We start from the raw sequence: 23,812 nt of genomic DNA on the forward strand, positions 1-23,812 counted from the left end.
CGCCGGTGACGAACGCGGCGGCGCCCGGATTCAGAGCGGCAGTTCGTAGTCGAACGCCGCCTTGAACCGTTCCTTGATTTGCGCCTGCGTGGGCGCGTAGTTCTGCGGCCCGAGATGCTCGATTTTCAGCGCGCCCATGAGGCTTGCGAGACGTCCCGTGGTGGCCCAGCCGAGGTTGTTCTCGATGCCATAGAGCAGACCGCCGCGGAAGGCGTCGCCGCAACCCGTGGGGTCGAGCACCCGTTCCGCGCGCACCGACGGAATCTCTTCGATGCCGGCGCCATGATAGATCTGCGAACCGTGTTCGCCGCGCGTGACGATGAGTGCTTCGACGTGGCTCGCGATTTCTTCGAGCGACCAGCCAGTGCGATGACTGACCAAGCTCGCTTCGTAGTCGTTGACCGTCACATAGGTCGCAAGTTCAATGGCGCGTCGAAGCGACGCACCGTCAAAGAGCGGTAGCCCTTGACCTGGGTCGAAGACAAATGGAATGTCCGCATTCGCGAACTGCTCCACGTGCTGGACCATGCCGTCGAAGCCGTCCGGCGCAACGATGCCGAGCTTGATGCCGGGCGCTTCGTCGGCGCGGTTCAGGTGCGATTGCATCATCGCGCCCGGGTGGAAGGCCGTGATCTGGTTGTTCTCGAGATCGGTCGTGATCATCGCTTGTGCCGACCACGTGTCGGGCAGCACACGCACGTGCGTCTTCGAGAGGCCGAGCGTGTCGAGGCGTTCGAGATAAGGTTGCGCATCGGCGCCGCCAAGCGTCGCCATGATGCGCGCGTCGCCGCCAAGCAGATGCAGCGAGTAAGCGATATTGCCCGCGCAGCCGCCGAATTCGCGGCGCATCGTCGGCACGAGAAAGCTCACGTTCAGGATGTGCACCTGCTCGGGCAGGATGTGTTCCCGAAAGCGGCCTTCGAAAGTCATGATGTTGTCGTAGGCGAGCGAGCCGCAGATCAGCGTAGCCAAGGCAGGGATTCCTGTAATGCGTTTGGGTGTGGGAGGCGGCGCGCCGTGAGCGGCACTGGGCCGGCATGGCGCCGGGGCAGTGTCCAGCTCGCGCGCACCGCGACGGGTATTACTTCAGTGCGGCGAGCGCGGCGTCGTAGTTCGGCTCATTCTTGATTTCGCTAACGCGCTCGGCGTAGACGACGTTGTCGTTCGCGTCGATGACCACCACGGCGCGCGCCGTGAGACCCGTCAGCGGGCCGCTCGTGACGTCCACGCCGTAGGCTTGCGCGAACTCATGGCCGCGGAAGGTCGATGCCGTGACGACGTTCTCGATCCCTTCGGTCGTGCAAAAGCGCGCGGCGGCGAACGGCAGGTCGGCCGAGATCACGACGACGGCCGTGTTGTCGAGCTTGGCTGCGGCTTCGTTGAACTTGCGCGTGGAGGTGGCGCAGACCGGCGTGTCGAGGCTCGGCACGATGTTCAGCACCTTGCGCTTGCCAGCGAAATCGGCGAGCGAGACGGTATTGAGGTCGCGGCCGACGAGCGAGAATGCGGGGGCCTTTTGGCCCGCCGTCGGGAATGTGCCTGCGACGTCGATCGGGTTACCGCCTAGCGTGACTTGACTCATGATGTGCTCTCCGAATGTATTGCTCTAGTGGTGAAGGGTGCGCCCGGCGTGGCCGGGCGCAGGAAACGCGCGCCGGCGCAAAGGGGAGCGCCGGCGCGGAATTCAGGGGTAGAAGATTTCGATGCGGAAGTTCGACGCTACAACGTTGCCGGTGTCGAGCCGCACGATCATCGTCTGCGTGCTATGCGGGGCCATGCCGGCTTCGATGGGCGTGCCAGGCGGCGCGTAGTCCTGCGGCCACAGCACGCGGCGCAGAACGATGTTGTTCTGGCGGTCGAGCAGCGTGAGCTCCATGGCCGGCCACGCGAGCGCCACGTCGAATCGGTTATGCAGCGGCACCTTCAGCTCCAGGTGATGCGGGTCGTCCACCTGGCGCAGATCGGATGGCCGGACCTGCAGGCCGTCGATGTCGCGCGGCGGGCGCAACTGGCACCCGAGCTGCGCGCAGGCCTGTTGATAGTAGGGCTGCGAGGCGGGCCAGTGGACCATCACGGTTTCGCGCATCCACCACGCAAGCTGAGCGGCGAGCGTCGCGAGGAGCACGAGCGCGATCAGCACGCCTACGATGCGCCAGCCCGTGTGGCGCTTCGCGCGAGCGGGCGCTTCTCGCGTGACCGCGAAGGGTTCGCCGGTGGCGTTGGGTTCGAGCGCGGTGAACGCGGGGGCAGCCGACGGCCCAGCCGGCGCGCGCCGCAGCACGGGCTCGGGGTCGGCATGGTGACGGTGAATGGCTTCGTTCGCCGAAAGAGTCGGCTCGACGGGAGCGGGTGCACCGGGTTGCCGGGCAGGTGCGGCGCTGCGTCCAGCGCCAGGCGGGAGCGTGGGCTCGGCGTCGCGGGCGAGGCGCATTTCGACGTTGCGTGCCGGGGCAAGGCCTGCACGCGGCAGGCTGCTGCCGTTGTATTGCAGGCTGGGGTCGAGGTTGCTGTCCGCGCGCGGAGCCCATGGGTCCCAGCCGCGGCCCGAGAAGTTTGGCGCTTGACGCGATGCGGATTCCGCAGATGGAGCCGCAGGCTCGCCTTGCGGTGGCTGATCGGGCGCTTGAGCGGCTTGAGCGGCAGCTTGCACAGCAGCGGCCTGCTGAGCGGATGGCGCAGCCAGGCTTGCGGCGATATCGGGCGCGACAGGCGTGGCCTGAGCGAAATCGCCGTTTTCGGGCAGCTCGTACAGGCTACCCGACGCGTCGAACGCTTCCTGACAGTGCCCGCAGCGCACGAGGCCGCGACGCGCGGCGAGGTGTGCGGGCTGAATACGGAAAACGGTTTCGCAGAAGGGACAGCGCGTTGCCAGAAGCATGTGTGCCGTGGAACCGGAGGGTTGGCGATACTCGCATTCTACTGGCAATCCACGGCGGCCTACGACTTCGCGCCTTGCTCATGGGGCGCGAACAGGTTTTACGCGCGCCGCGTACCGGCGAGGCAAACCCAGCCTTCGTGCTCACGCCAGACCGAGATGTCGATCCATTGTGCGTAGACCTGAGCGACTTCCTCGGCCTGACGCGCGAGAATGCCCGAGAGCGCAATGCGTCCGCCCGGCTTCACGCGCGACGACAACATCGACGCCATCAGCTTGAGCGGATTCGAAAGAATGTTGGCGACCACGATGTCGAACTCGCCCGCCGGGCAGTCGTCGGGCAGGCCGTAGGCGACGTCGGCGCGATTGCGCTCGCTGTTCTGGCGTGCCGATTCGACCGCCTGCGGGTCGATGTCGATGCCGATCACCGATTGCGCGCCACACTTCTTCGCGAGGATTGCGAGGATGCCCGAACCGCAGCCGTAGTCGAGCAGAGAATTGCCCGGTTGAACGTGCTGCTCGAGCCACTCCATGCACAGCCGCGTAGTGGGGTGGCTGCCGGTGCCGAACGCGAGGCCCGGATCGAGTTCGAGCACGAGCGCGTCAGGGTCGGGGGCATCGTGCCACGAGGGCACGACCCAGATGCGTTCCCCGATCTGGATCGGATCGAATTGCGATTGCGTGAGCCGCACCCAGTCCTGCTCTTCGACTTCGCGCAGCGAGAACTTTGGCGTTTCAGCGAGACCGACCTCGTTCGCGGCGGCCGCGAGCAGCACGGCGGGATCCTGATCGTTGCCGATCAGCGCGATCACGCGCGAATGCTGCCATGCGGTGCGCTCGGGCGTGAGGCCCGGCTCGCCGAAGAGCGGCTGCTCGTCGGGCGTGTCGGCATCGGCGTCTTCCACCGACACCGAGAGGGCGCCAAGCTCGATCAGCGCGTCGGAGAGTGCTTCCGCGCGATTGCGATCCAGCTCGACGATCAGTTCCCGATAGCTCATGAATTACGCTTCATCCTTCTTCACAGCCTGACGTTCGGCCAGACGGCTTTCGAGGTAGTGAATGCTCGTGCCGCCTTCAACGAACTTCGCGTCGAGCATCAGCTCGCGGTGCAGCGGAATGTTGGTCAGGATGCCTTCGACCACCATTTCCGAGAGCGCGATGCGCATGCGCTGAATGGCCTGCTCGCGCGTGGCGCCGTAGGTGATCAGCTTGCCGATCATCGAATCATAGTTCGGCGGCACGAAATAACCATTGTAGGCGTGGGAATCGACGCGCACGCCCGGGCCGCCCGGCATGTGCCACGAGGTGAGACGTCCCGGCGAAGGCGTGAACTTGAACGGATCTTCGGCGTTGATGCGGCACTCGATCGCGTGGCCCTTCAACTGGATGTCGCGCTGGCGGAACGAGAGCTTTTCGCCCGCGGCGATGCGGATCTGCTCCTGCACGATGTCGATGCCGGTGATCAGCTCCGTGACCGGGTGCTCGACCTGCACGCGCGTGTTCATTTCGATGAAGTAGAACTCGCCGTTTTCGTAGAGGAATTCGAACGTGCCCGCGCCGAGGTAGCCCATCTTCTTGCAGGCGTCGGCGCAACGGTCGCCGATGCGGTCGAGCAGGCGGCGCGCGATGCCCGGCGCCGGTGCCTCTTCGATCACCTTCTGGTGGCGGCGCTGCATCGAGCAGTCGCGCTCGCCGAGCCACACGGCATTCTTGAACGAGTCCGCGAGGATCTGAATCTCGATGTGACGCGGATTCTCGAGGTACTTCTCCATGTAGACCTGCGGGTTGCCGAACGCACGGCCCGCTTCCTCGCGCGTCATGTTGACCGCGTTCACGAGCGCTGCTTCCGTGTGCACGACGCGCATGCCGCGTCCGCCGCCGCCACCGGCCGCCTTGATGATGACGGGGTAGCCGATCGCACGCGCGATCTTCACGATTTCCTTCGGATCGTCGGGCAGCGCGCCTTCCGAGCCCGGCACGCAAGGCACGCCGGTCTTGATCATGGTCTGCTTGGCCGTGACCTTGTCGCCCATCATGCGGATCGTTTCAGGGCGCGGGCCGATGAACGTGAAGCCCGATTGCTCGACGCGCTCGGCGAAGTCCGCGTTCTCGGAGAGGAAGCCGTAGCCGGGGTGGATCGCTTCGGCGTCGGTGACTTCGGCCGCGCTGATGAGCGCCGGCATGTTCAGATAGCTCAGGTTCGAAGGGGCCGGGCCGATGCAGACCGCCTCGTCGGCGAGCTTCACGTACTTGGCTTCCTTGTCGGCTTCCGAATAGACAACGACCGTCTTGACGCCGAGCTCGCGGCACGCGCGCTGAATGCGCAGCGCGATTTCGCCACGGTTGGCAATGAGGATTTTTTCAAACATGGTGGGTATTCGCCCTCGCGCCTTAGGCGATCACGAAGAGCGGCTGGCCGTATTCGACTGCCTGACCGTTTTCGACGAGGATTTCCTTGACGACGCCGGCGGCGTCCGATTCGATCTCGTTGAGCAGCTTCATCGCTTCGATGATGCACAGCGTCTGGCCTTCCTTGACCGTGTCGCCCACTTGCACGAACGGATCGGCGCCCGGCGACGGTGCGCGGTAGAACGTGCCGACCATCGGCGAGGTCACGACGTGGCCCTGCGGCAAGGCCGGTGCGGTAGCGGCGGGCGCGCCGACTTCGGCTGCGGGGGCCGGCGCGGCGGCGAGCGGGGCGCCGGCGATGGGGGCGGCGTATTGCGCAGGGCTTGGCTGCACGTAAACCGGCGGCGCGTTCTTGACGATGCGCACCTTGCCTTCGCCCTCGGTGACTTCGAGCTCCGAGATGCCTGATTCGGAGACGAGGTCGATCAGAGTCTTCAGCTTACGTAGATCCATGGTGCAGCCCCCTTGCTATGCATGCGTGAGGTGCCGGCGCGCGCGCCCGGCACGGGATTGGTGTTGTCTTGCAGAATGCGTTGGTTTCTTTTCGCCGCTGGAATCACGCGGCCGAGCCGGCTGCGAGCCGGTCGAGCGCGTATTCGAGCGCGTAGAGATAACCCTTCCAGCCGAGGCCGCAGATGACGCCTTCGGCCTGGTCGGAAAAATACGAGTGATGCCGGAAGGCTTCGCGGCGATGCACGTTCGAGAGATGAACCTCGACGAACGGGATTCCGACGCCTGCCAGCGCGTCCCGGATCGCCACGCTCGTGTGCGTGTACGCCGCCGGGTTGATCAGGATGAAATCCGTTTGTTCGCTGCGAGCCGCCTGGATGCGGTCCACCAGCGCGCCTTCGTGGTTGCTCTGAAAGGTTGCCAGCTCCACACCCGCATCGGCGGCACGGTCGGCGAGCGCCTGATCGATCTGTGGCAGCGTCACGCGCCCATAGACCTCGGGTTCCCGGGTGCCGAGAAGATTGAGGTTGGGGCCGTGCAGAACCAGCAGTCGCGTCATGGTGGCTTCTTTTTCCGTGGAATTGCGCGAACTTTAGCGCTGATTAGAGAAATTTGTCTAGTTTTCCATAAGATCGATATGGCCCCGAGCGCGGCTTGCAAGACCCGCCCGGGCCGATCTCCTGCGAATTTCCCTGAATTTCGCGGCAAAAAGTGCCGTACGCCCGTTAAGCCGCGGTCAATTGTTCCGCGGTATTTGGGGCGCGTCAGAGTGTATCAAGCGTGTGGCGCAGCTCGTCCATCTTGATTTGGCCTAATTTTGTTGCACGTACCGTGCCGTTCGCGTCGATTACGACGGTGTAGGGCAAGCCGCCGGCGGCATTTCCGAACGCGCGCGCCACGTCGGCGCCGCCGAATCCGGCGATGTAGATCGGGTAGTCCACAGGCACTTTCTTGAGGAAGTTCTGGATGTTCGCGGCGGAATCGACGCCGAGGCCGACGAACTGGATGCCTTTCTTCGCGTACTCGCGCTGCAGCGCGGCGAGCTCGGGCATCTCTTCGACACAAGGCCCGCACCAGGACGCCCAGAAGTTGACCACGATCGTGCGGCCCTTATACATGGAGAGCGATTGGGGTTTGCCGTCGGGTGTGGTCACGGCAGCGGTCCACAGCTGACCGACCGCATCGGGTTTGCTGGCGACCGATGCCGCATCGGCTACGCCGGTGTTGCCGCTGTTTGCATAATGTCCGGCCAGGATGCCGCCGCCAGCTGCCACCGCCGCCACTGCGACGCCGGCAAGAATCCGCTTCATGTTCATTGCTGCGTTTGATCTATATGAGTCAGGTGGTGGAAGAGGTGGCGCCGCTTTCGTTGATCAGCGCCTGGAGCGCCTGCGCATTCGCGCGCGGCAGCCGCCCGCGGGCATCGGCGCGCACCGCGCCGCGCAGGTCGTCGGTATTGTAGAGCGCAATATGAATGCCCACCGGCTCCTCGTTTCGCGATGGCTGCCACATGAAACTGAACGTTTCCACGTAGCCGCGCGCCGCGAAATGACGCGTTTCCGAGACGTCGTACTGCACGTTCGCGTTCAGAAGCCAGATTGCGACATCTTTCGCGTTATCGCAAAAAATCTGCAGATGGATGTCCGAGTGCTCGCCGGCCGTGCCGTTGAGCACGGCGCCGGTGAGGAACGGATTGAACGGTTCGAGCCGCCGCATCCATTCGAGTGCGATCTCGCGCAGGCGCCGCAGAATCGCGGGCTGGTGCTCGCCCTGAAAGAGGGCCTGATATTCGCGGATTTCGTCTTCGATCTGGTCGTTGTCGGGCAGCCAGGCGCCTTCGATGCGCGCGTCCCCCGCAACCTGCCGCGCGGCTTTGCGTTTGGCGGTGGCGTAGTCGAGGCCGTCCTCGGCAATCATCCTTGCTGCCGCGATGGCGATTTCCTCGCGCACGCGCTGGGGATCGAAATGTGATCTGCGAACCATGCGCTCATGATACTAGAGATCGTATGGCGTCCTTGTTCGGCCCCGGGCCGCGGATGCGCCCGCAGCGGCGGCGAAAAAGCCGCAGGGCGTCGGGTACAATACCGATCTTTGCTCCGGCGGCCTGGCGCCGCCGTTCTGCGTTGCCCATCCCGGTAAACCGCTTGACCCCGCTTTAACCCTTTTTCACGACGCCCGCGCGGCGCGACAGGCTTATGCACATCCATATCCTCGGCATCTGCGGCACGTTCATGGGCGGTCTCGCCGTGCTCGCGCGCAGCGCGGGCCACACGGTGACCGGCTGCGACGCAGGCGTGTATCCGCCGATGAGCACCCAGCTCGAAGCACAGGGTATCCGCCTGATCGAGGGTTACGACGCAAGCCAGACCGAACTCAATCCCGATCTCTATGTGATCGGCAATGTGGTTTCGCGCGGCAATCCGCTGATGGAGGAAATCCTCAATCGCGGCCTGCCGTACACGTCGGGGCCGCAGTGGCTCGGCGAGCACGTGCTGCGCGACAAGTGGGTGCTAGCGGTGGCGGGCACGCACGGCAAGACCACCACGAGCTCGATGCTCGCGTGGCTGCTCGAAGACGCTGGCCTGAACCCCGGTTTTCTGATCGGCGGCGTGCCGCTGAACTTCGGCATCTCGGCGCGCCTGACCGATTCGAGCTTCTTCGTGATCGAAGCCGACGAGTACGATACGGCGTTCTTCGACAAGCGCTCGAAGTTCGTCCATTACCGTCCGCGCACGGCGGTGCTGAACAATCTCGAATTCGATCACGCCGATATCTTCCCCGATCTGGCCGCCATCGAAACGCAGTTCCACCATCTCGTGCGCACCATTCCGGGCGTGGGCCGCGTCGTATCGAATGGGCGCGAAGACGCGCTCGAACGCGTGCTTTCGCGCGGCGTGTGGAGCGATGTAGAGCGCTTCGGCGTGCAGGGCGGCTGGCAGGCGCTGCCCGCTGAAGAAGGGACGCCGCTCGATGAACGCTTCGCCGTCTATCACAACAGCGAGCGTGTGGGCATGGTCGACTGGCAGATCCAGGGCGAGCACAACCGCATGAACGCGCTCGCGGCCATCGCCGCCGCGCGCAGCGTGGGCGTGCCGCCCGCGCAGGCCGCGGCTTCGCTGTCGACCTTCCGCAACGTCAAGCGCCGTATGGAAGTGCGCGGCAGCGTCGACGGCGTGACGGTTTATGACGACTTCGCGCACCATCCCACGGCAATCGAAACGACGATCGCCGGGTTGCGCACGCGCATAGGCAACGGGGAAGGCGACAAGCGCACGCGTATTCTCGCCGTGCTCGAGCCGCGCTCGAACACGATGAAGCTCGGCGTGATGAAGGCGCAACTGCCCGGCAGTCTCGCCGACGCCGACCTCGTGTTCGGCTATGGCGCTCCGAGCGGCAAGGACGCACTCGGCTGGGATCTCGCTGGAGCGCTCGCGCCGCTGGGCGAGAAGGCGCACGCATATCACGATCTCGACGCGCTCGTGAAGGCGGTGGTGTCGGCCGCCCGTCCCGGCGACCAGGTGCTCGTGATGAGCAACGGCGGGTTTGGCGGCGTGCATCAGAAGCTGCTTGATGCGCTCTCGTCGAGGAGCACGGCGTGATCGTCTATCTGCACGGGTTTCGCTCGTCGCCGCAATCGTTCAAGGCGCGTTTGCTGGCCGCACGCCTCGAAGCGCTCGGGCGCGGTGGCGAATGGCTGTGCCCGACGCTGCCGGTTTCGCCGCTCGAGACCGTGGCGCTCGTCGAGCGCGAGTTCGCGGCGCGTGCGCAAGCTGGCGAGCGCATCACGCTGATCGGCAGTTCGCTCGGCGGTTTCTTTGCCACGCATCTGGCCGAAAAGCATGGCTGGCGCGCGGTGCTGCTCAATCCGGCCGTGGTGCCGGACCGCGACCTGTCGAAGTACCTCGGCGAGCAGCCGCTCTGGCACGGCGGCGGCAGCATCGTCGTGGAGCCGCGTCATCTGGAAGAATTGCGCGCGCTGGCCGTTGCGACGGTGACCGAGCTCCAGCGCTACTATCTGATCGCTGCAACCGGCGACGAAGTGCTCGATTACCGCGAGATGCTCGCTCATTATCCGGGCGCCAAAACGCGCCTGATCGAAGGCAGCGACCATGGCATCAGCGAATTCGCCGATTACGTCGACGACGTGATCCAGTTCTGCGGAGCGCCCTTTGGCGGGGCGCCCTTTGGCGGAGCGCCCTTTGGCGACGCGCCTTGATGCGTCGCTTACGTTCGCGCCGTGCGCGTGAACGCCTATATGTATACAGCACCGCCGGGCGCGTCGCGCCCGCGGTCCGCCAAGTTTGAACGAGAGTGTTGAGTGAACGTTTTCTTTGAGGAATCGGGCAGTTTCAAGGCGGGCAGCGTGCTGTCGCGCCAGGGCGACGCGTTTCAGGTCGAGTTGCCGGGTGGGCGGCGCGCCAAGGTGCGCGCGAAAGACGTGCTGATCGAATTCGAGAAGCCGGCCGCCGGCGATCTGCTGGAGCAGGCCGACGCCGCTGCACAGGACATCGATCTCGATTTCCTGTGGGAGTGCGCGCCTGCCGAGGAATTCGCCTATACGGCGCTCGCCGCCGAGTACTTCGGCGAAACCTATGGCCCGGTCGAGCGCGCCGCACTCGTGCTGCGACTGCATGGCTCGCCCGTGTATTTCCGCCGCAAGGGCCGTGGCCAGTATCAGCGCGCGCCCGAAGAGCAACTGAAGATGGCGCTTGTTTCGCTCGAGCGCAAGCGTCAACAGGCGCTCGTGCAGGCAGGCTACGAAGAAGATCTCAAGGCGGGCAAGCTGCCCGAGGCGCTCAAGGACAAGGCGCTGGGTCTGCTCACGAAACCCGACAAGAATACGATCGAATACAAGGCGCTCGAAGCGGCCGCCGCTGCGCGTGGCATTTCGATGCCGCGCCTGATGCTCGAATGCGGCGGCATTGCCTCGCCGCGCGCGCTGCACGAAGCGCGCTTTCTCGCCGAGTTCTTCCCGCACGGCACGGGCTTCCCGGCCGTGGAGGTGGGCGCGCTGCCCGATGACCTGCCCGATGCGGCCGCGCACGTGCAGGCGTTCTCGATCGACGACGTCACCACGACCGAAATCGACGATGCGTTCTCGATCGAGCATCTCGCCGATGGCCGCGTGCGCATCGGCATCCACATCGCGGCGCCTGCGCTCGGCATCAAGCGCGGCGATACCGCCGACACGGTGGCGCGCACGCGCCTGTCGACGGTGTACATGCCTGGCGACAAGATCACCATGCTGCCCGACGATTTCGTCGACGCCTTCACGCTGAAGGAAGGCGGCATGCGCCCGGCGCTCTCGCTCTATTGCATCGTGAACCGCGAGACGCAGGAGATCGTCGCCACGGAAACGCGCGCCGAGCGCGTGTTCGTGAAGAACAACCTGCGCCACAACACGCTCGATGAGGTCGTGACCGAAGAGACGCTGGCCGCGGGCACGGGCGACTATCCGCACAAAGAAGACATTGCCGTGCTGTGGCCGTTTGCGCAGGCGCTGTTCGAGAAGCGCCAGCAAGCGCGCGCGGGCTACGGCCTGCGCCGCGAAGTCCAGCGCAACACCGACTTCAACTTCTACGTGGATGGCGAGCACGTCACCATCTCGCCGCGCCGCCGTGGCTCGCCGCTCGATCTGATCGTCGCGGAACTGGCGATTCTCGCCAACTCCACGTGGGGCGCGTTCCTGCACGATCATGGCGTGCCGGGCATCTATCGCTCTCAACGCGCATTCGGCGCGCCCACGGGCCCCAAGCGCACGCGCATGCAGACCAACGCCGCGCCGCACGAAGGCCTGGGCGTCGCGCAGTACGCCTGGAGCACCTCGCCGCTGCGCCGCTACGTCGACCTCGTGAACCAGTGGCAACTGCTCGCGTGCGTCGAGCACGGCGTGGCCGCCAAGCTGGTCGCGCCGTTCAAGCCCAAGGACGCCGATTTGTTCGCCGTCGTGCAGGGCTTCGACGAAACCTATACCGCTTACGCCGATCATCAGCGCCGCATGGAGTACTTCTGGTGCCTGCGCTGGCTCCAGCAGGAGATGCGCGGTGAAGATGGCCGCGAAGCGCGCCGCGAATTCCCGGCCACCGTCGTCAAGGACGACCTCGTGCGCTTCGAGGAAGTGCCGCTGCTCATGCACGTGCCCGCGCTCGGCGTGCATGCGCGCGGCACGCGCCTGATGATGGAAGTGCTGTCGATCGACGAGTTGACGATCGAGGCGTCGGTGCGCATGTTGCGCGTGCTCGACGCGCCGGTCGTGACGAGCGGCGATCAAGCCGAAGACGACACCGGCGAGGACGAAGAGCTCATCGAAGCCGCCGACGCTTCCGCCGAGAGCGAAGCGGAGGCGCTGGCCGAGGCTCCGGCTGATTCGACCGGTGCGGACAATGCCGCCGAGGGCGAAGAAGCGCAGTCGTCCGAGCAGCATGCTGCGGAGCCGCGTTCATGAGTGCCGGGCAGGTTCGCGACCGCTACGCCGTGGTCGGTAATCCGGTCGCGCATAGCAAGTCGCCATACATTCACGCGCAGTTCGCCGCCGCAACTGGCGAGCCCGTCGAATATGACCGTCTGCTCGCACCGCTTGACGGCTTCGTCGAGCACGTCCAGGCGTTCCGCGCCGCTGGCGGACGTGGCCTGAACGTAACCGTGCCGTTCAAGCTGGAGGCGCACGCGCTGGCAGACCGGCTGTCGCCGCGCGCGGCGGCGGCGGGCGCCGTCAACACGCTGCGCTTCGACGAAGACGGCATATTCGGCGACAACACCGACGGTTTCGGCCTTGTTCGCGACATCGAGGTGAATCTGGGCGTCTCGCTCAAGGGCGCGCGCGTGCTGTTGCTCGGCGCGGGCGGGGCGGCGCGCGGCGTCGTGCTGCCGATGCTCGAGCGTCGGCCGCGCGAGATCACCATCGTGAACCGTACCGCGCAAAAAGCGCATGCGCTCGTCGAGCAGTTCGAAGACGCGGCGCGTGAAGCTGGCTGCCTCATCAACGGCGGCGGCCCGGACGCGATCTATCGCGACTCGACCGATGCCAAGCCCTACGACGTGATCGTCAACGCAACGGCCGGCAGTCTCGACGCCGCGCTGCCCGAGTGCGACGCTCGCGCGTTCGGCCCAGGCACGCTGGCCTACGACATGATGTACGGCGCCGAACCCACCGTGTTCATGCGTCACGCCGAATCGCTGGGCGCGCGCGCATCGGATGGGCTCGGGATGCTGGTCGAGCAGGCCGCCGAGTCGTTCTTCGTATGGCGCGGCGTGCGCCCCGAAGGCGCGCCCGTGCTGGCCGCGCTGCGCAAGCAACTGGCGGCGCAGGCCTGACGCGCGCCGCCATGCGCAGAGAAGCCACGGGACAGCGCGCAGCAGGGCTCGGCAATGGACAACATGCCGAGCCGTTCGCGCACAGCGTTGCCGCGCTGAACGCGAAGCGCCCCGGCTTGCTGCGCTGGCTCGCCTACGTGGCGCTGGTGTTCGGCGCCGCCTGGGTTGGAATGCAGCTTTTCTACTTCGCGCAGATCGCCGTCTGGAATTTCGCCGATCCGCAATCGACGGCCTTCATGCGCAGCGACGAGGCGCGACTTTCCGCCGACCGTCCCGACCTCGACATCCAGCACCAGTGGGTGCCCTACGACCAGATCTCGCGCAATCTCAAGCGCGCGATCATTGCGTCCGAGGACGCCAATTTCGCCAATAACAACGGCTACGAAACCGATGCCATTCTGCAGGCGTGGGAGCGCAACAAGAAGCGCGGCCACATCGTGCGCGGCGGCTCGACGATCACGCAGCAACTTGCGCGCAACCTGTTTCTATCGCGCGAGAAGAGCTATATCCGCAAGGGCCAGGAACTCATCATCACGTGGATGCTGGAGACGCTGCTCGACAAGGAGCGCATCTTCGAGATCTATCTGAATTCGGTGGAGTGGGGCAATGGCGTCTACGGCGCGCAGGCCGCCGCGCGCTACTACTATCGAACGACGGCGGCGAAGCTCACGCCGTGGCAGGCGGCCCGGCTGGCGGTCATGCTGCCGCAGCCGAAGTATTTCGACGAGCACCGCAACTCGCCATATCTCGCTCAGCGCGCGAGGGTGATTGCGCGCCGCATGGGCGCTGCAGAGCTCCCGCCTTCGTCGCAATAGCCGCAATAGGCCATCAGCTCAAACGACACGCAAACGACACGCAAGCAAAAAGCGCCGGACGAACCGGCGCTTTTTGTATCAACTCCCGCTATTGCGGCTTATTGGCGCGCAAGCCGCGCGTTATCCGGCATCGGCATGTTGAAGTTGGTGCGGAACGGATTGATGTCGAGGCCGCCGCGCCGCGTGTAGCGCGCGTACACCGCGAGCCTGTCCGGTTTGCACTCGCGCAGGATGTCCATGAAGATGCGCTCGACGCATTGCTCATGGAAGCCCGTGTGATTGCGGTACGAAATGATGTAGCGCAGCAGGCCCGCCTGGTCGATCTGCGGTCCCACGTAATGAATCTGCACGCTGCCCCAGTCGGGCTGGCCCGTCACGGGGCAGTTCGACTTCAGCAGGTTGGATATCAGCGTCTCCTCAACGGGCGACTCGTCCTGAGCGGACTTGAGCAGCGTCGGGTCCGGGTGATAGATCTCGGTGTCCAGATCGAGCCGGTCGAGCGACAGGCCGTCGAATTCCTCGAACGGGATTTTGCCGAACGCGCCCGGCTGATCGAGCCGCACGGAAACCGAAGCGCCGCACGCCGCCGACACATCGCGCTTGATGGTGTCGCGCACCACGTCGGCGGATTCGAACGGCGTTTGCGCGAACGAGCCCAGATAAAGCTTGAACGACTTCGATTCGACGATGTTGGGCGAATCGGCGGGAATGAAGAACGTGGCGATGGCAATCTGCGGCTTGCCGCGCGCATTGAGCCACGAAAGCTCGTACGCGTTCCAGATATCGGTGCCGAAGAAGGGCAGTTGCGCGCCGATGCCGATTGTTTCGCGCGCACCCGCGCGCGGGATCGGAAACAGCAGCGAGGCGTCGTAATGCTCGGTGTAGGTCGCGGCCTTGCCGAGCGGAGATTGTTCGGGAGTCATGATGCGCTGGTTTCAGTGGGTACGTCGTTCGACGCGTTGCTCGTCGCGATCGTTGCGCTTATTGCGCTCTTTGCGCTCGGGCGCGCCGCGCGATTTGCCGGATTCGCGGGATTGGCCACGCCGCTTGCCACATGGCCGGTCGCCGTGACCGAGCGGGCCGATTCGCAATGGCGGATCTGGTCGTCGAAGAAGAAGTCCGGTTCGAACTCGCGCAGGAACGGGCCTTTGTCGAGTCCGCCGAGGAACATCGCTTCGTCGATTTCGATGTTCCAGGCCATCAGCGTGCGGATCGCGCGCTCATGCGCGGGCGCCGAGCGCGCCGTCACGAGCGCAGTGCGGATGCGCATCGTCGCATTGGCGTCGGCGAGCTTTTGCAGCCGGTCGAGTGCTTCGAGCAGCGGCTTGAGCGGCCCTTGCGCGAGCGGCAGCTCACGATTGTCGCGCTCGTGGCTCACGAACGCGCTCAAGCCCTCGCGCTGGAAGATCTGCTCGGCTTCGTCGGAAAACAGCACCGCATCGCCGTCGAACGCGATGCGAATCTCGTGCGCATTGCGTTCCGACATTGTCGCCGAATTTGCTTCGACGCGTGGCAACACACGCGCGGCGGGGAAGCCGGCGTCGAGCGCGCCGCGCACGTCCTCGGGGTTCGCCGAGAGAAACAGCGACGCGTTGAGCGGCTTGAGATAGCGCCACGGCTCGCGCCCGCGCGTGAACACGCCGCGCTGCACGTCGAGTTGATGCTCGCGGCACGAATTGAAGGCCCGCAGCCCGCTGATGGGATCGCTGCGCGAGAGGATCACCACTTCCACGTGGTGCGCACCGTTATTGAGCGCGAGCAGCTTCTGGATCAGCGCGAACGCGACGCCGGGCCGCGCGGGCACATTCAGGCGTTCGCGCTGCAACGCCTCGTAATCGCGCAACTCGCCGGTCTCGTAGACGCGGTTCTCTTCTTCGAAGTCGAACAGCGCGCGCGAAGAGATGGCGACGACGAGCTTGTCAGAGAGCGAAACGGCCATGATCGTCGTGCTTTATGCGAGAAACAACCGGTAAGCCGGATTCTGCGTCTCTTCCCAATGCGGGTATCCGAGCGTGGCGAGAAAGCGGCGGAACTCCGCGTCTTCGGCCGCCGGCACCTGAATGCCCACGAGAATCGAGCTGTAATCCGCGCCCTGGTTGCGGTAGTGGAACAGGCTGATGTTCCAGTTCGGGGCCATCGACGAGAGAAAGCGCATCAGCGCGCCCGGACGCTCCGGGAACTCGAAGCGGAACAGCCGCTCGTCGTGCGCGAGCGGCGAGCGCCCGCCCACCATGTAGCGGATGTGCTGCTTCGAGAGCTCGTCGCCGGTAAGGTCCACGCACGGGAAACCGTGATCGACGAAGGCCTGCGCGATCTGCTGCGACTCGCCGCGATTGCGGATCTGCACGCCCACGAAGATGTGCGCGCGCTCGGCGTCGTCGATGCGGTAGTTGAACTCGGTCACGCTGCGCGTGCCCACGAGTTCACAGAAACGCTTGAAGCTGCCGCGCTCCTCGGGGATCGTCACCGCGAACACCGCCTCGCGCGCCTCGCCCACCTCCGCGCGCTCGGCCACGAAGCGCATGCGGTCGAAGTTCATGTTCGCGCCCGAGGTCACCGCCACCAGCGTCTGGCCCGTGACGCCCTCGCGCTCCGCGTACTGCTTCGCACCCGCCACGGCCAGCGCGCCCGCCGGCTCCAGCACGCTGCGCGTGTCCTGGAAGACGTCCTTGATGGCCGCGCACAGTGCGTCGGTGTCCACCGTGAGCACCTCGTCCAGATACTGGTGGCACAGCCGGAAGGTTTCCTCGCCCACGAGCTTGACCGCCGTGCCGTCCGAGAACAGGCCGACTTCGCTCAGCTCCACGCGCTTGCCCGCCTTCATCGACTGCGCCATCGCGCACGAATCGTCCGTCTGCACGCCGATCACGCGGATCTCGGGGCGCACCGCCTTTACATATGCGGCCATGCCCGCCGCAAGTCCGCCGCCGCCGATCGGCACGAAGATCGCGTGAATCGGGGCCTGATGCTTGCTGAGCACCTCCATCGCCACGGTGCCCTGGCCGGCGATCACATGCGGATCGTCGAACGGATGCACGAAGGTCAGGCCGCGTTCTTCCTGCAGGCGCACGGCGTGCGCGTAGGCGTCGCTATACGATTCGCCGGCCTGCACGACTTCGACGGTGGGACCGCCGTGGGCGCGCACCGCGTCGACCTTGACCTGGGGCGTGGTGACCGGCACGCAGATCACGGCCTTCACGCCGAGCCGCGCGGCGGAAAGCGCCACGCCCTGGGCATGATTGCCGGCCGAGGCGGTGATCACGCCGCGTTCGAGTTGCGCGGGCGTGAGGTGCGCCATCTTGTTGTAGGCGCCGCGCAGCTTGAAAGAGAACACGGGTTGGTTGTCCTCGCGCTTGAGCAGGACGGTGTTGCGCAGGCGCGCCGAGAGGTTCGGCGCGCGCTCCAGTTCGGTCTCGCGGGCCACGTCGTAGACGCGGGCGGTGAGAACTTTTTTCAGATAATCGTCGTGGGAGGCCATGCGAGGGATGCGTCGGGCGCGGGATTTGACGGGAAAACGTAAATGATAGCGCCAATGATCGTCCCAGCAGCGGACCAATTCCCGACTGTCCGGACGGCGAATCCATTGCGGCTCGATGTGTCACGTCCCTATCACCTGCCTGTCGCGCGAATGACAGAGACTGGCGTTTACAAGATGGCAAAGTTCCCGGCACCGTCAGCGCGGGCGCGGATCATGCGTTAAAATCGCTTTTTGAAACAAGGATCGGAAGATGCACAGGCAGACTCGGACAGCCCATTTGATGCCCGCGCGGCGCGAGACCCGCCCCGCGGCGCCGCGGCAAGTCCGGCACGCACGATCGTGCCGCTAAGTCCGAGCGCCGGGGAACCATCGGCGTGAGTGCAGCCGCCATGCTTGCCCACCCCTAAAGTCCGCTATCAGCCAACCGCGAGCCAACAGCGCGCCACTGCGCGCCAGCCGCGAGCCACCGGCGGACACGATTTCAGAATAGCGCCCCACGCGCCCCGTCAGCGTCCGCCTTGCCCGCTGCGAGCAATATCAGCGAGCCACATGAGCGGGGCTGTCACCAAGAGTCGTCCAACCATGAACGCACCTCAAGTTTTCGATCCTCACGGCGCCGCTGCTGCCGTGGCCGCCGATGTCGAACCGCGCCTGCGCGAGATTCCGTACAACTACACGTCCTTTTCGGATCGCGAAATTGTCATCCGCCTGCTAGGCGAGGATGCATGGAACGCGCTCGCCGAGCTGCGCGCCGAACGCCGTACCGGCCGATCGGCACGCATGCTCTACGAGGTGCTCGGCGACATCTGGGTCGTGCGCCGCAATCCGTATCTGCAGGACGACCTGCTCGACAATCCGAAGCGCCGCACGCTCCTGATCGAGGCGCTGAACCACCGCCTCGCCGAAATCGAGAAGCGCCGCCGCGCCGACCTCCAGGAGCACGCCGATCAGGACGGCGTGGACCGCGCCGCGCGCGTCGAAACGCTGGTCGCCGCCACCCGCCGCGCCATCGACGAGTTCGCCGCCGAATTCGAGAAGATGGCCGACCTGCGCCGCCGCGCCACCAAGGTGCTCGGCCGCCGCACGCAGAAGGACAACATCCGCTTTGACGGCATGGCGCGCGTCGCGCACGTGACCGACGCAACCGACTGGCGCGTCGAATATCCGTTCGTGGTCCTCACGCCCGACACCGAAGCCGAGATCGCGGGCCTCATCAAGGCCTGCTTCGAACTGGGCCTCACGGTGATCCCGCGCGGCGGCGGCACGGGCTATACGGGCGGCGCGGTGCCGCTCACGCCGTTCTCGGCCGTCATCAACACCGAAAAGCTCGAGCAGCTCGGCCCCGTCGAAATGACCGATCTGCCCGGCGTCGACCGCAAGGTCGCGACGATCTTCTCGGGCGCGGGCGTGGTCACGCGCCGAGTGACAGAGGCCGCCGACTCGGCGGGCTTCGTGTTCGCGGTCGACCCGACCTCGCTCGACGCCTCCTGCATCGGCGGCAACATCGCGATGAACGCGGGCGGCAAGAAGGCCGTGCTGTGGGGCACGGCGCTCGACAACCTCGCGTGGTGGCGCATGGTCGACCCCGAGGGCAACTGGCTCGAAGTCACGCGACTCGACCATAACCTCGGCAAGATCCACGACGTTCCCGTGGCGCGCTTCGAGCTCAAGTGGTTCGACGGCGAACATGCGCCGGGTGAAAAGCTGCTGCGCACCGAATGGCTCGACATCGAAGGCAAGCGCTTCCGCAAGGAAGGCCTCGGCAAGGACGTCACCGATAAATTCCTCGCGGGCCTGCCCGGCGTGCAGAAGGAAGGCTGCGACGGGCTCATCACGTCCGCGCGCTGGGTGCTGCACAAGATGCCCGCGCACACGCGCACCGTGTGCCTGGAGTTCTTCGGCCAGGCGCGCGAGGCGATTCCGAGCATCGTCGAGATCAAGGACTACCTGTTCGAGACGTCGAAGAAGGGCGGCGCGATCCTGGCCGGCCTCGAGCATCTGGACGAGCGCTATCTGCGCGCTGTCGGCTACGCGACCAAGAGCAAGCGCAACGCGTTTCCGAAGATGGTGCTGATCGGCGACATCGTCGGCGACGACGCCGATGCCGTGGCCACCGCCACCTCGGAAGTCATCCGCATGGCGAACGGCAAGAGCGGCGAGGGGTTTGTCGCCGTGAGCGCCGAGGCGCGCAAGCGCTTCTGGCTCGACCGCAGCCGCACCGCCGCGATCGCGAAGCACACCAACGCGTTCAAGATCAACGAAGACGTCGTGATTCCGCTCGACCGCATGGGCGAGTACACAGACGGCATTGAGCGCATCAATATCGAGCTGTCGATCAAGAACAAGCTTCAGCTCGTGGACGCGCTCGAAGCGTTTTTCAAGGAAGGGAAGCTGCCGCTCGGCAAGACCGACGACGCCAACGAAATCCCGTCGGCCGAACTGCTCGAAGACCGCGTGCAGCAGGCGCTCGACTTGCTCAAGCGCGTGCGCGAGCGCTGGACCTTCGTGGGCGAGAAGCTCGACATGCCGCTGCGCGAGGCGCAGCACTATCTCGTGCAGCTGGGCTACGAGGCACTCGCGGAAAAGTTCGCCGATCGCACCGACGTCCAGCCCGACGCCACCGTGTTCCACGTCACCCAGGACCGCACGGTGCGCATCTCGTGGAAGCAGGAGATTCGCGCGGAACTGCGCCAGATCTTCAACGGCGGCGCGTTCAAGCCGATCCTCGACGAAGCTCAGGCGATCCACAAGAAGGTGCTGCGCGGCCGCGTGTTCGTGGCGCTGCACATGCACGCCGGCGACGGCAACGTGCACACCAACATTCCGGTCAACTCGGACAACTACGAGATGCTCCAGGACGCGCACCATTCGGTCGCGCGCATCATGAAGCTCGCACGCTCGCTCGACGGCGTGATCTCGGGCGAGCACGGCATCGGCATCACCAAGCTCGAATTCCTCACCGACGAGGAGATCGCCGAATTCCGCGCCTACAAGCAGCGCGTCGACCCGCAAGGGCGCTTCAACAAGGGCAAGCTGCTCGACGGCGCCGACCTGCGCAACGCCTACACGCCGTCGTTCGGGCTGATGGGCTACGAGTCGCTGATCATGCAGCAGTCCGACATCGGCGCGATTGCGGAATCGGTGAAGGACTGCCTGCGCTGCGGCAAGTGCAAGCCCGTGTGCGCGACGCACGTGCCGCGCGCGAACCTGCTCTACAGCCCGCGCAACAAAATTCTTGCGACTTCGCTGCTAGTCGAGGCGTTCCTGTACGAAGAGCAGACGCGCCGCGGCGTGTCGATCAAGCACTGGGACGAGTTCAACGACGTGGCCGACCACTGCACGGTCTGCCACAAGTGCGTGACGCCGTGCCCGGTCAAGATCGACTTCGGCGACGTCACCATGAACATGCGCAACCTGCTGCGCAAGATGGGCAAGAAGAAGTTCAACGCCGGCAACGCGGCGGGCATGTTCTTCCTGAACGCGACCAACCCGCGAACCATCAACCTCGCGCGCGAAGCGATGATGGGCGTGGGCTACAAGGCGCAGCGCCTCGGCCACGACCTGCTCAAGAAGGTCGTGAAGAAGCAGACGGCGCATCCGCCCGCGTCCACCGGCAAGCCGGCCGTGGTCGAGCAGGTGATCCACTTCGTCAACAAGAAGATGCCGGGCAACCTGCCGAAGAAGACGGCGCGCGCGCTGCTCGACATTGAAGACAACAAGATCGTGCCGATCATCCGCAACCCGAAGACCACGAACGTGGATTCGGAGGCGGTGTTCTACTTCCCGGGTTGCGGCTCGGAGCGGCTGTTCTCGCAGGTGGGTCTCGCCACTCAGGCGATGCTCTGGGAGGCGGGCGTGCAGACCGTGCTGCCGCCGGGCTATCTGTGCTGCGGCTATCCGCAGCGCGGCTCGGGCCAGTACGACAAGGCCGAGAAGATCGTCACCGATAACCGCGTGCTGTTCCACCGCGTCGCGAACACGCTCAACTACCTCGATATCAAGACGGTGGTGGTGTCGTGCGGGACCTGCTACGACCAGCTCGCCGGTTATGAATTCGACAAGATCTTCCCGGGCTGCCGCATCATCGACATCCATGAGTTCCTGCTCGAGAAGGGCATCAAGCTCGATGGCGTCTCCGGCACGCGCTACATGTATCACGACCCGTGCCACACGCCGATCAAGACGATCGACCCGGTCAAGCTCGTGAATGAGCTGATGGGTTCTGAACACGATGGCTACAAGATCGAGAAGAACGAGCGCTGCTGCGGCGAATCGGGCACGCTCGCCGTGACGCGTCCCGATATCTCGACGCAGGTGCGTTTCCGCAAGGAAGAGGAAATTCGCAAGGGTGCGGCGAAACTGCGCGGCATTCCGATCGTCGCGAGTGGCATAAGCGGAGCAAACGGGGTGCAGCCGGCTACGCAGCAGGAAGCGGGCGGGCAGGGCGGCACGCAGGATGTGAAGATTCTGACGAGCTGCCCGTCGTGTCTCCAGGGGCTGTCGCGGTACAACGAGGACGCCAACATCGAAGCCGACTACATCGTGGTGGAAATTGCCCGACACGTGCTTGGCGAAAACTGGATGGCGGACTACGTTCAGAAGGCGAACAATGGCGGAATCGAGCGCGTGCTGGTCTAATGGCAGCGCCAAATTTTCCGTAACACCGGTTCGAGGACGACGATGGGATGCGTATTCTGCAATGAGGAAGGCGGCGATGTGCTGTGGCAAGACGAGCGTATGCGCGTCGTGCTCGCCACCGCCGAAACTGAGTATCCGGGCTTTTGCCGGGTCATCTGGAATACGCACGTCGCCGAATTCTCGGATCTGCGCGACGAAGACCGGGAACATCTGATGCGCGCGGTCTACGCGGTCGAGCGGGCGCTGCGCCGCGTGATGCATCCATCGAAGGTGAATCTCGCGAGCCTCGGCAACCAGGTGCCGCACGTCCACTGGCACGTGATTCCGCGCTTCACGAACGACGCGCATTTTCCGATGTCGGTCTGGTCGCCGCGCCAGCGAACGGTCTCGGAGGCCATGCTCGGGCAGCGCCGCGCCCAGGCCACGCTGCTGCGCGACGCGGTGCGTCAGGAAATCGACCAGGCGCTTGCCTGAGCCAGAGCGCTACGCACGGGTGCCATGCCTTGCGTGCCTGTGCGTGCCGGCGACATTGAGGGAGGGACAGAAACAATCATGAGTGGAATGAGAGCCGATACGCCGGTGCCGACCGGCATCGTGGTGCATGCGCTGTCGCGCGTGCTCGAACTCCAGTACGGAAACGGCGAGAGCTATCGCATTCCGTTCGAGCTGATACGCGTCTATACGCCATCGGCGGAAGCGCGCGGCCACGGGCCCGGGCAGGAGACGCTGCAAACGGGCAAGCGCGAAGTGACGATCACGGCGCTCGAAGCGGTCGGCAACTACGCGCTGCAGCCCACCTTCTCCGACGGCCACAATACCGGCATCTACTCCTGGGACCAGCTTTACGAGCTGGCGACGCGCCAGGACGAACTCTGGGCAGAGTATTTCGCGAAGCTCGAGGCCGCCGGCGTCGAGCGCGACACCCCCATGGCCCCGCCGCCTGCTGCGCATGGCCACTGCCACTGACGCTTCCTGTTACGATCCTGCCCGCCGCGGCGCTCACGCGCTGCACTTCATCCAATAAGACCGGACGCGATCCGGTCAGACCCGCGAAAGGACGAGCGCGATGAGCAAAACCCACTTCGGCTACGAAACAGTCGACGAACAGGACAAGGCGAAGAAGGTGGCCGGCGTGTTCCATTCGGTCGCCTCGAACTACGACCTGATGAACGACCTGATGTCGGGCGGGCTGCATCGCGCCTGGAAGGCGTTCACGATCGCGCAGGCCAACGTGCGGCCGGGCGCCCGGGTGCTCGATATCGCGGGCGGCACGGGCGACCTCTCCATGGCGTTCGCGAAGAAGGCCGGCCCGACGGGTGAGGTCTGGCACACCGACATCAACGAGTCGATGCTGCGCGTGGGCCGCGACCGGCTCATCGACCGCGGCGTGATCACACCGGCGCTGCTTTGCGACGCCGAGAAAATTCCCTTTCCGAACAACTACTTCGACGTGGTGACGGTGGCCTTCGGCCTGCGCAACATGACGCATAAGGACGCCGCGCTCGCCGAGATGCGCCGCGTGCTCAAGCCGGGCGGACGCCTGCTCGTGCTCGAATTCTCCAAGGTCTGGGAGCCGCTCAAGAAGGCCTACGACGTGTACTCTTTCAAGGTGCTGCCGTGGCTGGGCTCGCGCTTTGCACAAGACGCCGATAGCTACCGCTATCTTGCCGAGTCGATCCGCATGCACCCCGATCAGGAAACATTGAAGACGATGATGGAACAAGCTGGCCTCGATGCCGTCAAATATTACAATTTGTCAGCTGGCGTGGTAGCCTTACACGTCGGCACAAAGTATTAGTGTTCCCAACTCTCTGTCTTTAAAGGAAATTCCGC

Annotated in this window: 20 protein-coding genes and 1 pseudogene; 9 read left to right on the top strand and 12 right to left on the bottom strand. The window is 65.1% G+C overall.

The window, feature by feature from the left end:
* Positions 1 to 30 precede the first annotated feature (30 nt).
* The 9 genes from NH14_RS12515 to NH14_RS12555 all read right to left on the bottom strand — a co-directional run bounded on the left by NH14_RS12515 (position 31) and on the right by NH14_RS12555 (position 7,717).
* Positions 31 to 972 carry a carbohydrate kinase family protein gene (locus NH14_RS12515; RefSeq protein ID WP_035532985.1) on the bottom strand — a complete coding sequence of 314 codons (942 nt, stop codon included), beginning with the start codon at positions 970 to 972 and terminating at the stop codon, positions 31 to 33.
* A gap of 109 nt (positions 973 to 1,081) precedes the next feature.
* Positions 1,082 to 1,582, bottom strand: coding sequence for a thiol peroxidase (tpx, locus tag NH14_RS12520; protein ID WP_035532986.1), 501 nt, complete (start codon positions 1,580 to 1,582; stop codon positions 1,082 to 1,084).
* Between the two features lie 102 nt (positions 1,583 to 1,684).
* Complete coding sequence (locus NH14_RS12525) at positions 1,685 to 2,878, bottom strand: zinc-ribbon and DUF3426 domain-containing protein (RefSeq protein WP_035532987.1); 1,194 nt, start codon at positions 2,876 to 2,878, stop codon at positions 1,685 to 1,687.
* 98 nt (positions 2,879 to 2,976) lie between these two features.
* Complete coding sequence (gene prmA / locus NH14_RS12530; protein ID WP_035532989.1) at positions 2,977 to 3,873, bottom strand: 50S ribosomal protein L11 methyltransferase; 897 nt, start codon at positions 3,871 to 3,873, stop codon at positions 2,977 to 2,979.
* Between the two features lie 3 nt (positions 3,874 to 3,876).
* Entirely contained in the window at positions 3,877 to 5,244 is a 1,368-nt protein-coding gene (gene accC / locus NH14_RS12535) for an acetyl-CoA carboxylase biotin carboxylase subunit (protein ID WP_035532991.1), read from the bottom strand.
* A gap of 22 nt (positions 5,245 to 5,266) precedes the next feature.
* Positions 5,267 to 5,737, bottom strand: a complete 471-nt coding sequence (accB, locus tag NH14_RS12540) for an acetyl-CoA carboxylase biotin carboxyl carrier protein (protein ID WP_035532992.1) — start codon at positions 5,735 to 5,737, stop codon at positions 5,267 to 5,269.
* Between the two features lie 103 nt (positions 5,738 to 5,840).
* Entirely contained in the window at positions 5,841 to 6,293 is a 453-nt protein-coding gene (aroQ, locus tag NH14_RS12545) for a type II 3-dehydroquinate dehydratase (RefSeq protein WP_035532993.1), read from the bottom strand.
* 205 nt (positions 6,294 to 6,498) lie between these two features.
* On the bottom strand, positions 6,499 to 7,044 hold the full coding sequence (locus NH14_RS12550; protein ID WP_035532995.1) for a TlpA family protein disulfide reductase: 546 nt from the start codon (positions 7,042 to 7,044) through the stop codon (positions 6,499 to 6,501).
* A gap of 28 nt (positions 7,045 to 7,072) precedes the next feature.
* Positions 7,073 to 7,717, bottom strand: a complete 645-nt coding sequence (locus NH14_RS12555; protein WP_035532997.1) for a hypothetical protein — start codon at positions 7,715 to 7,717, stop codon at positions 7,073 to 7,075.
* Between the two features lie 212 nt (positions 7,718 to 7,929).
* Here NH14_RS12555 and mpl point away from each other — a divergent pair, with 212 nt between their 5' ends.
* From mpl to mtgA, 5 genes are all read left to right on the top strand, one after another.
* The gene (mpl, locus tag NH14_RS12560; protein WP_035532999.1) at positions 7,930 to 9,333 is read left to right on the top strand and encodes a UDP-N-acetylmuramate:L-alanyl-gamma-D-glutamyl-meso-diaminopimelate ligase; all 1,404 of its coding nucleotides are present in this window, start codon (positions 7,930 to 7,932) and stop codon (positions 9,331 to 9,333) included.
* Entirely contained in the window at positions 9,330 to 9,950 is a 621-nt protein-coding gene (locus NH14_RS12565) for a YqiA/YcfP family alpha/beta fold hydrolase (RefSeq protein ID WP_052148456.1), read from the top strand. Before mpl ends, NH14_RS12565 begins: the two co-directional genes overlap by 4 nt.
* 102 nt (positions 9,951 to 10,052) lie before the next feature.
* Entirely contained in the window at positions 10,053 to 12,179 is a 2,127-nt protein-coding gene (locus tag NH14_RS12570) for a ribonuclease catalytic domain-containing protein (protein ID WP_035533000.1), read from the top strand.
* Positions 12,176 to 13,048: a shikimate dehydrogenase gene (gene aroE / locus NH14_RS12575; protein ID WP_035533002.1), complete on the top strand. Its 873-nt coding sequence runs from the start codon at positions 12,176 to 12,178 to the stop codon at positions 13,046 to 13,048. Before NH14_RS12570 ends, aroE begins: the two co-directional genes overlap by 4 nt.
* A gap of 11 nt (positions 13,049 to 13,059) precedes the next feature.
* Positions 13,060 to 13,863, top strand: a complete 804-nt coding sequence (mtgA, locus tag NH14_RS12580) for a monofunctional biosynthetic peptidoglycan transglycosylase (RefSeq protein ID WP_084225894.1) — start codon at positions 13,060 to 13,062, stop codon at positions 13,861 to 13,863.
* Between the two features lie 98 nt (positions 13,864 to 13,961).
* Here mtgA and queF read toward each other — a convergent pair whose 3' ends face one another.
* The 3 genes and pseudogenes from queF to ilvA form a co-directional block, all read right to left on the bottom strand.
* The gene (gene queF, locus NH14_RS12585; RefSeq protein WP_035533003.1) at positions 13,962 to 14,786 is read right to left on the bottom strand and encodes an NADPH-dependent 7-cyano-7-deazaguanine reductase QueF; all 825 of its coding nucleotides are present in this window, start codon (positions 14,784 to 14,786) and stop codon (positions 13,962 to 13,964) included.
* Positions 14,787 to 14,896: 110 nt separating this feature from the next.
* Positions 14,897 to 15,802: pseudogene (locus tag NH14_RS12590) on the bottom strand (5'-nucleotidase); the annotation flags it as partial.
* Between the two features lie 12 nt (positions 15,803 to 15,814).
* On the bottom strand, positions 15,815 to 17,341 hold the full coding sequence (gene ilvA, locus NH14_RS12595) for a threonine ammonia-lyase, biosynthetic (RefSeq protein ID WP_035533005.1): 1,527 nt from the start codon (positions 17,339 to 17,341) through the stop codon (positions 15,815 to 15,817).
* Between the two features lie 582 nt (positions 17,342 to 17,923).
* Here ilvA and NH14_RS12600 point away from each other — a divergent pair.
* The 4 genes from NH14_RS12600 to ubiE all read left to right on the top strand — a co-directional run bounded on the left by NH14_RS12600 (position 17,924) and on the right by ubiE (position 23,777).
* Positions 17,924 to 21,979, top strand: coding sequence for a DUF3683 domain-containing protein (locus NH14_RS12600; protein ID WP_035533007.1), 4,056 nt, complete (start codon positions 17,924 to 17,926; stop codon positions 21,977 to 21,979).
* Between the two features lie 42 nt (positions 21,980 to 22,021).
* Complete coding sequence (locus tag NH14_RS12605; protein WP_035533009.1) at positions 22,022 to 22,453, top strand: HIT family protein; 432 nt, start codon at positions 22,022 to 22,024, stop codon at positions 22,451 to 22,453.
* A gap of 78 nt (positions 22,454 to 22,531) precedes the next feature.
* A complete protein-coding gene (locus tag NH14_RS12610; RefSeq protein ID WP_035533011.1) occupies positions 22,532 to 22,945 on the top strand; it encodes a gamma-butyrobetaine hydroxylase family protein in 414 nt (137 codons plus the stop codon).
* A gap of 100 nt (positions 22,946 to 23,045) precedes the next feature.
* A complete protein-coding gene (gene ubiE / locus NH14_RS12615; RefSeq protein ID WP_035533012.1) occupies positions 23,046 to 23,777 on the top strand; it encodes a bifunctional demethylmenaquinone methyltransferase/2-methoxy-6-polyprenyl-1,4-benzoquinol methylase UbiE in 732 nt (243 codons plus the stop codon).
* The last annotated feature ends 35 nt before the right edge of the window (positions 23,778 to 23,812 follow it).

Source organism: Paraburkholderia sacchari (assembly GCF_000785435.2).
GTDB classification, from domain to species: domain Bacteria; phylum Pseudomonadota; class Gammaproteobacteria; order Burkholderiales; family Burkholderiaceae; genus Paraburkholderia; species Paraburkholderia sacchari.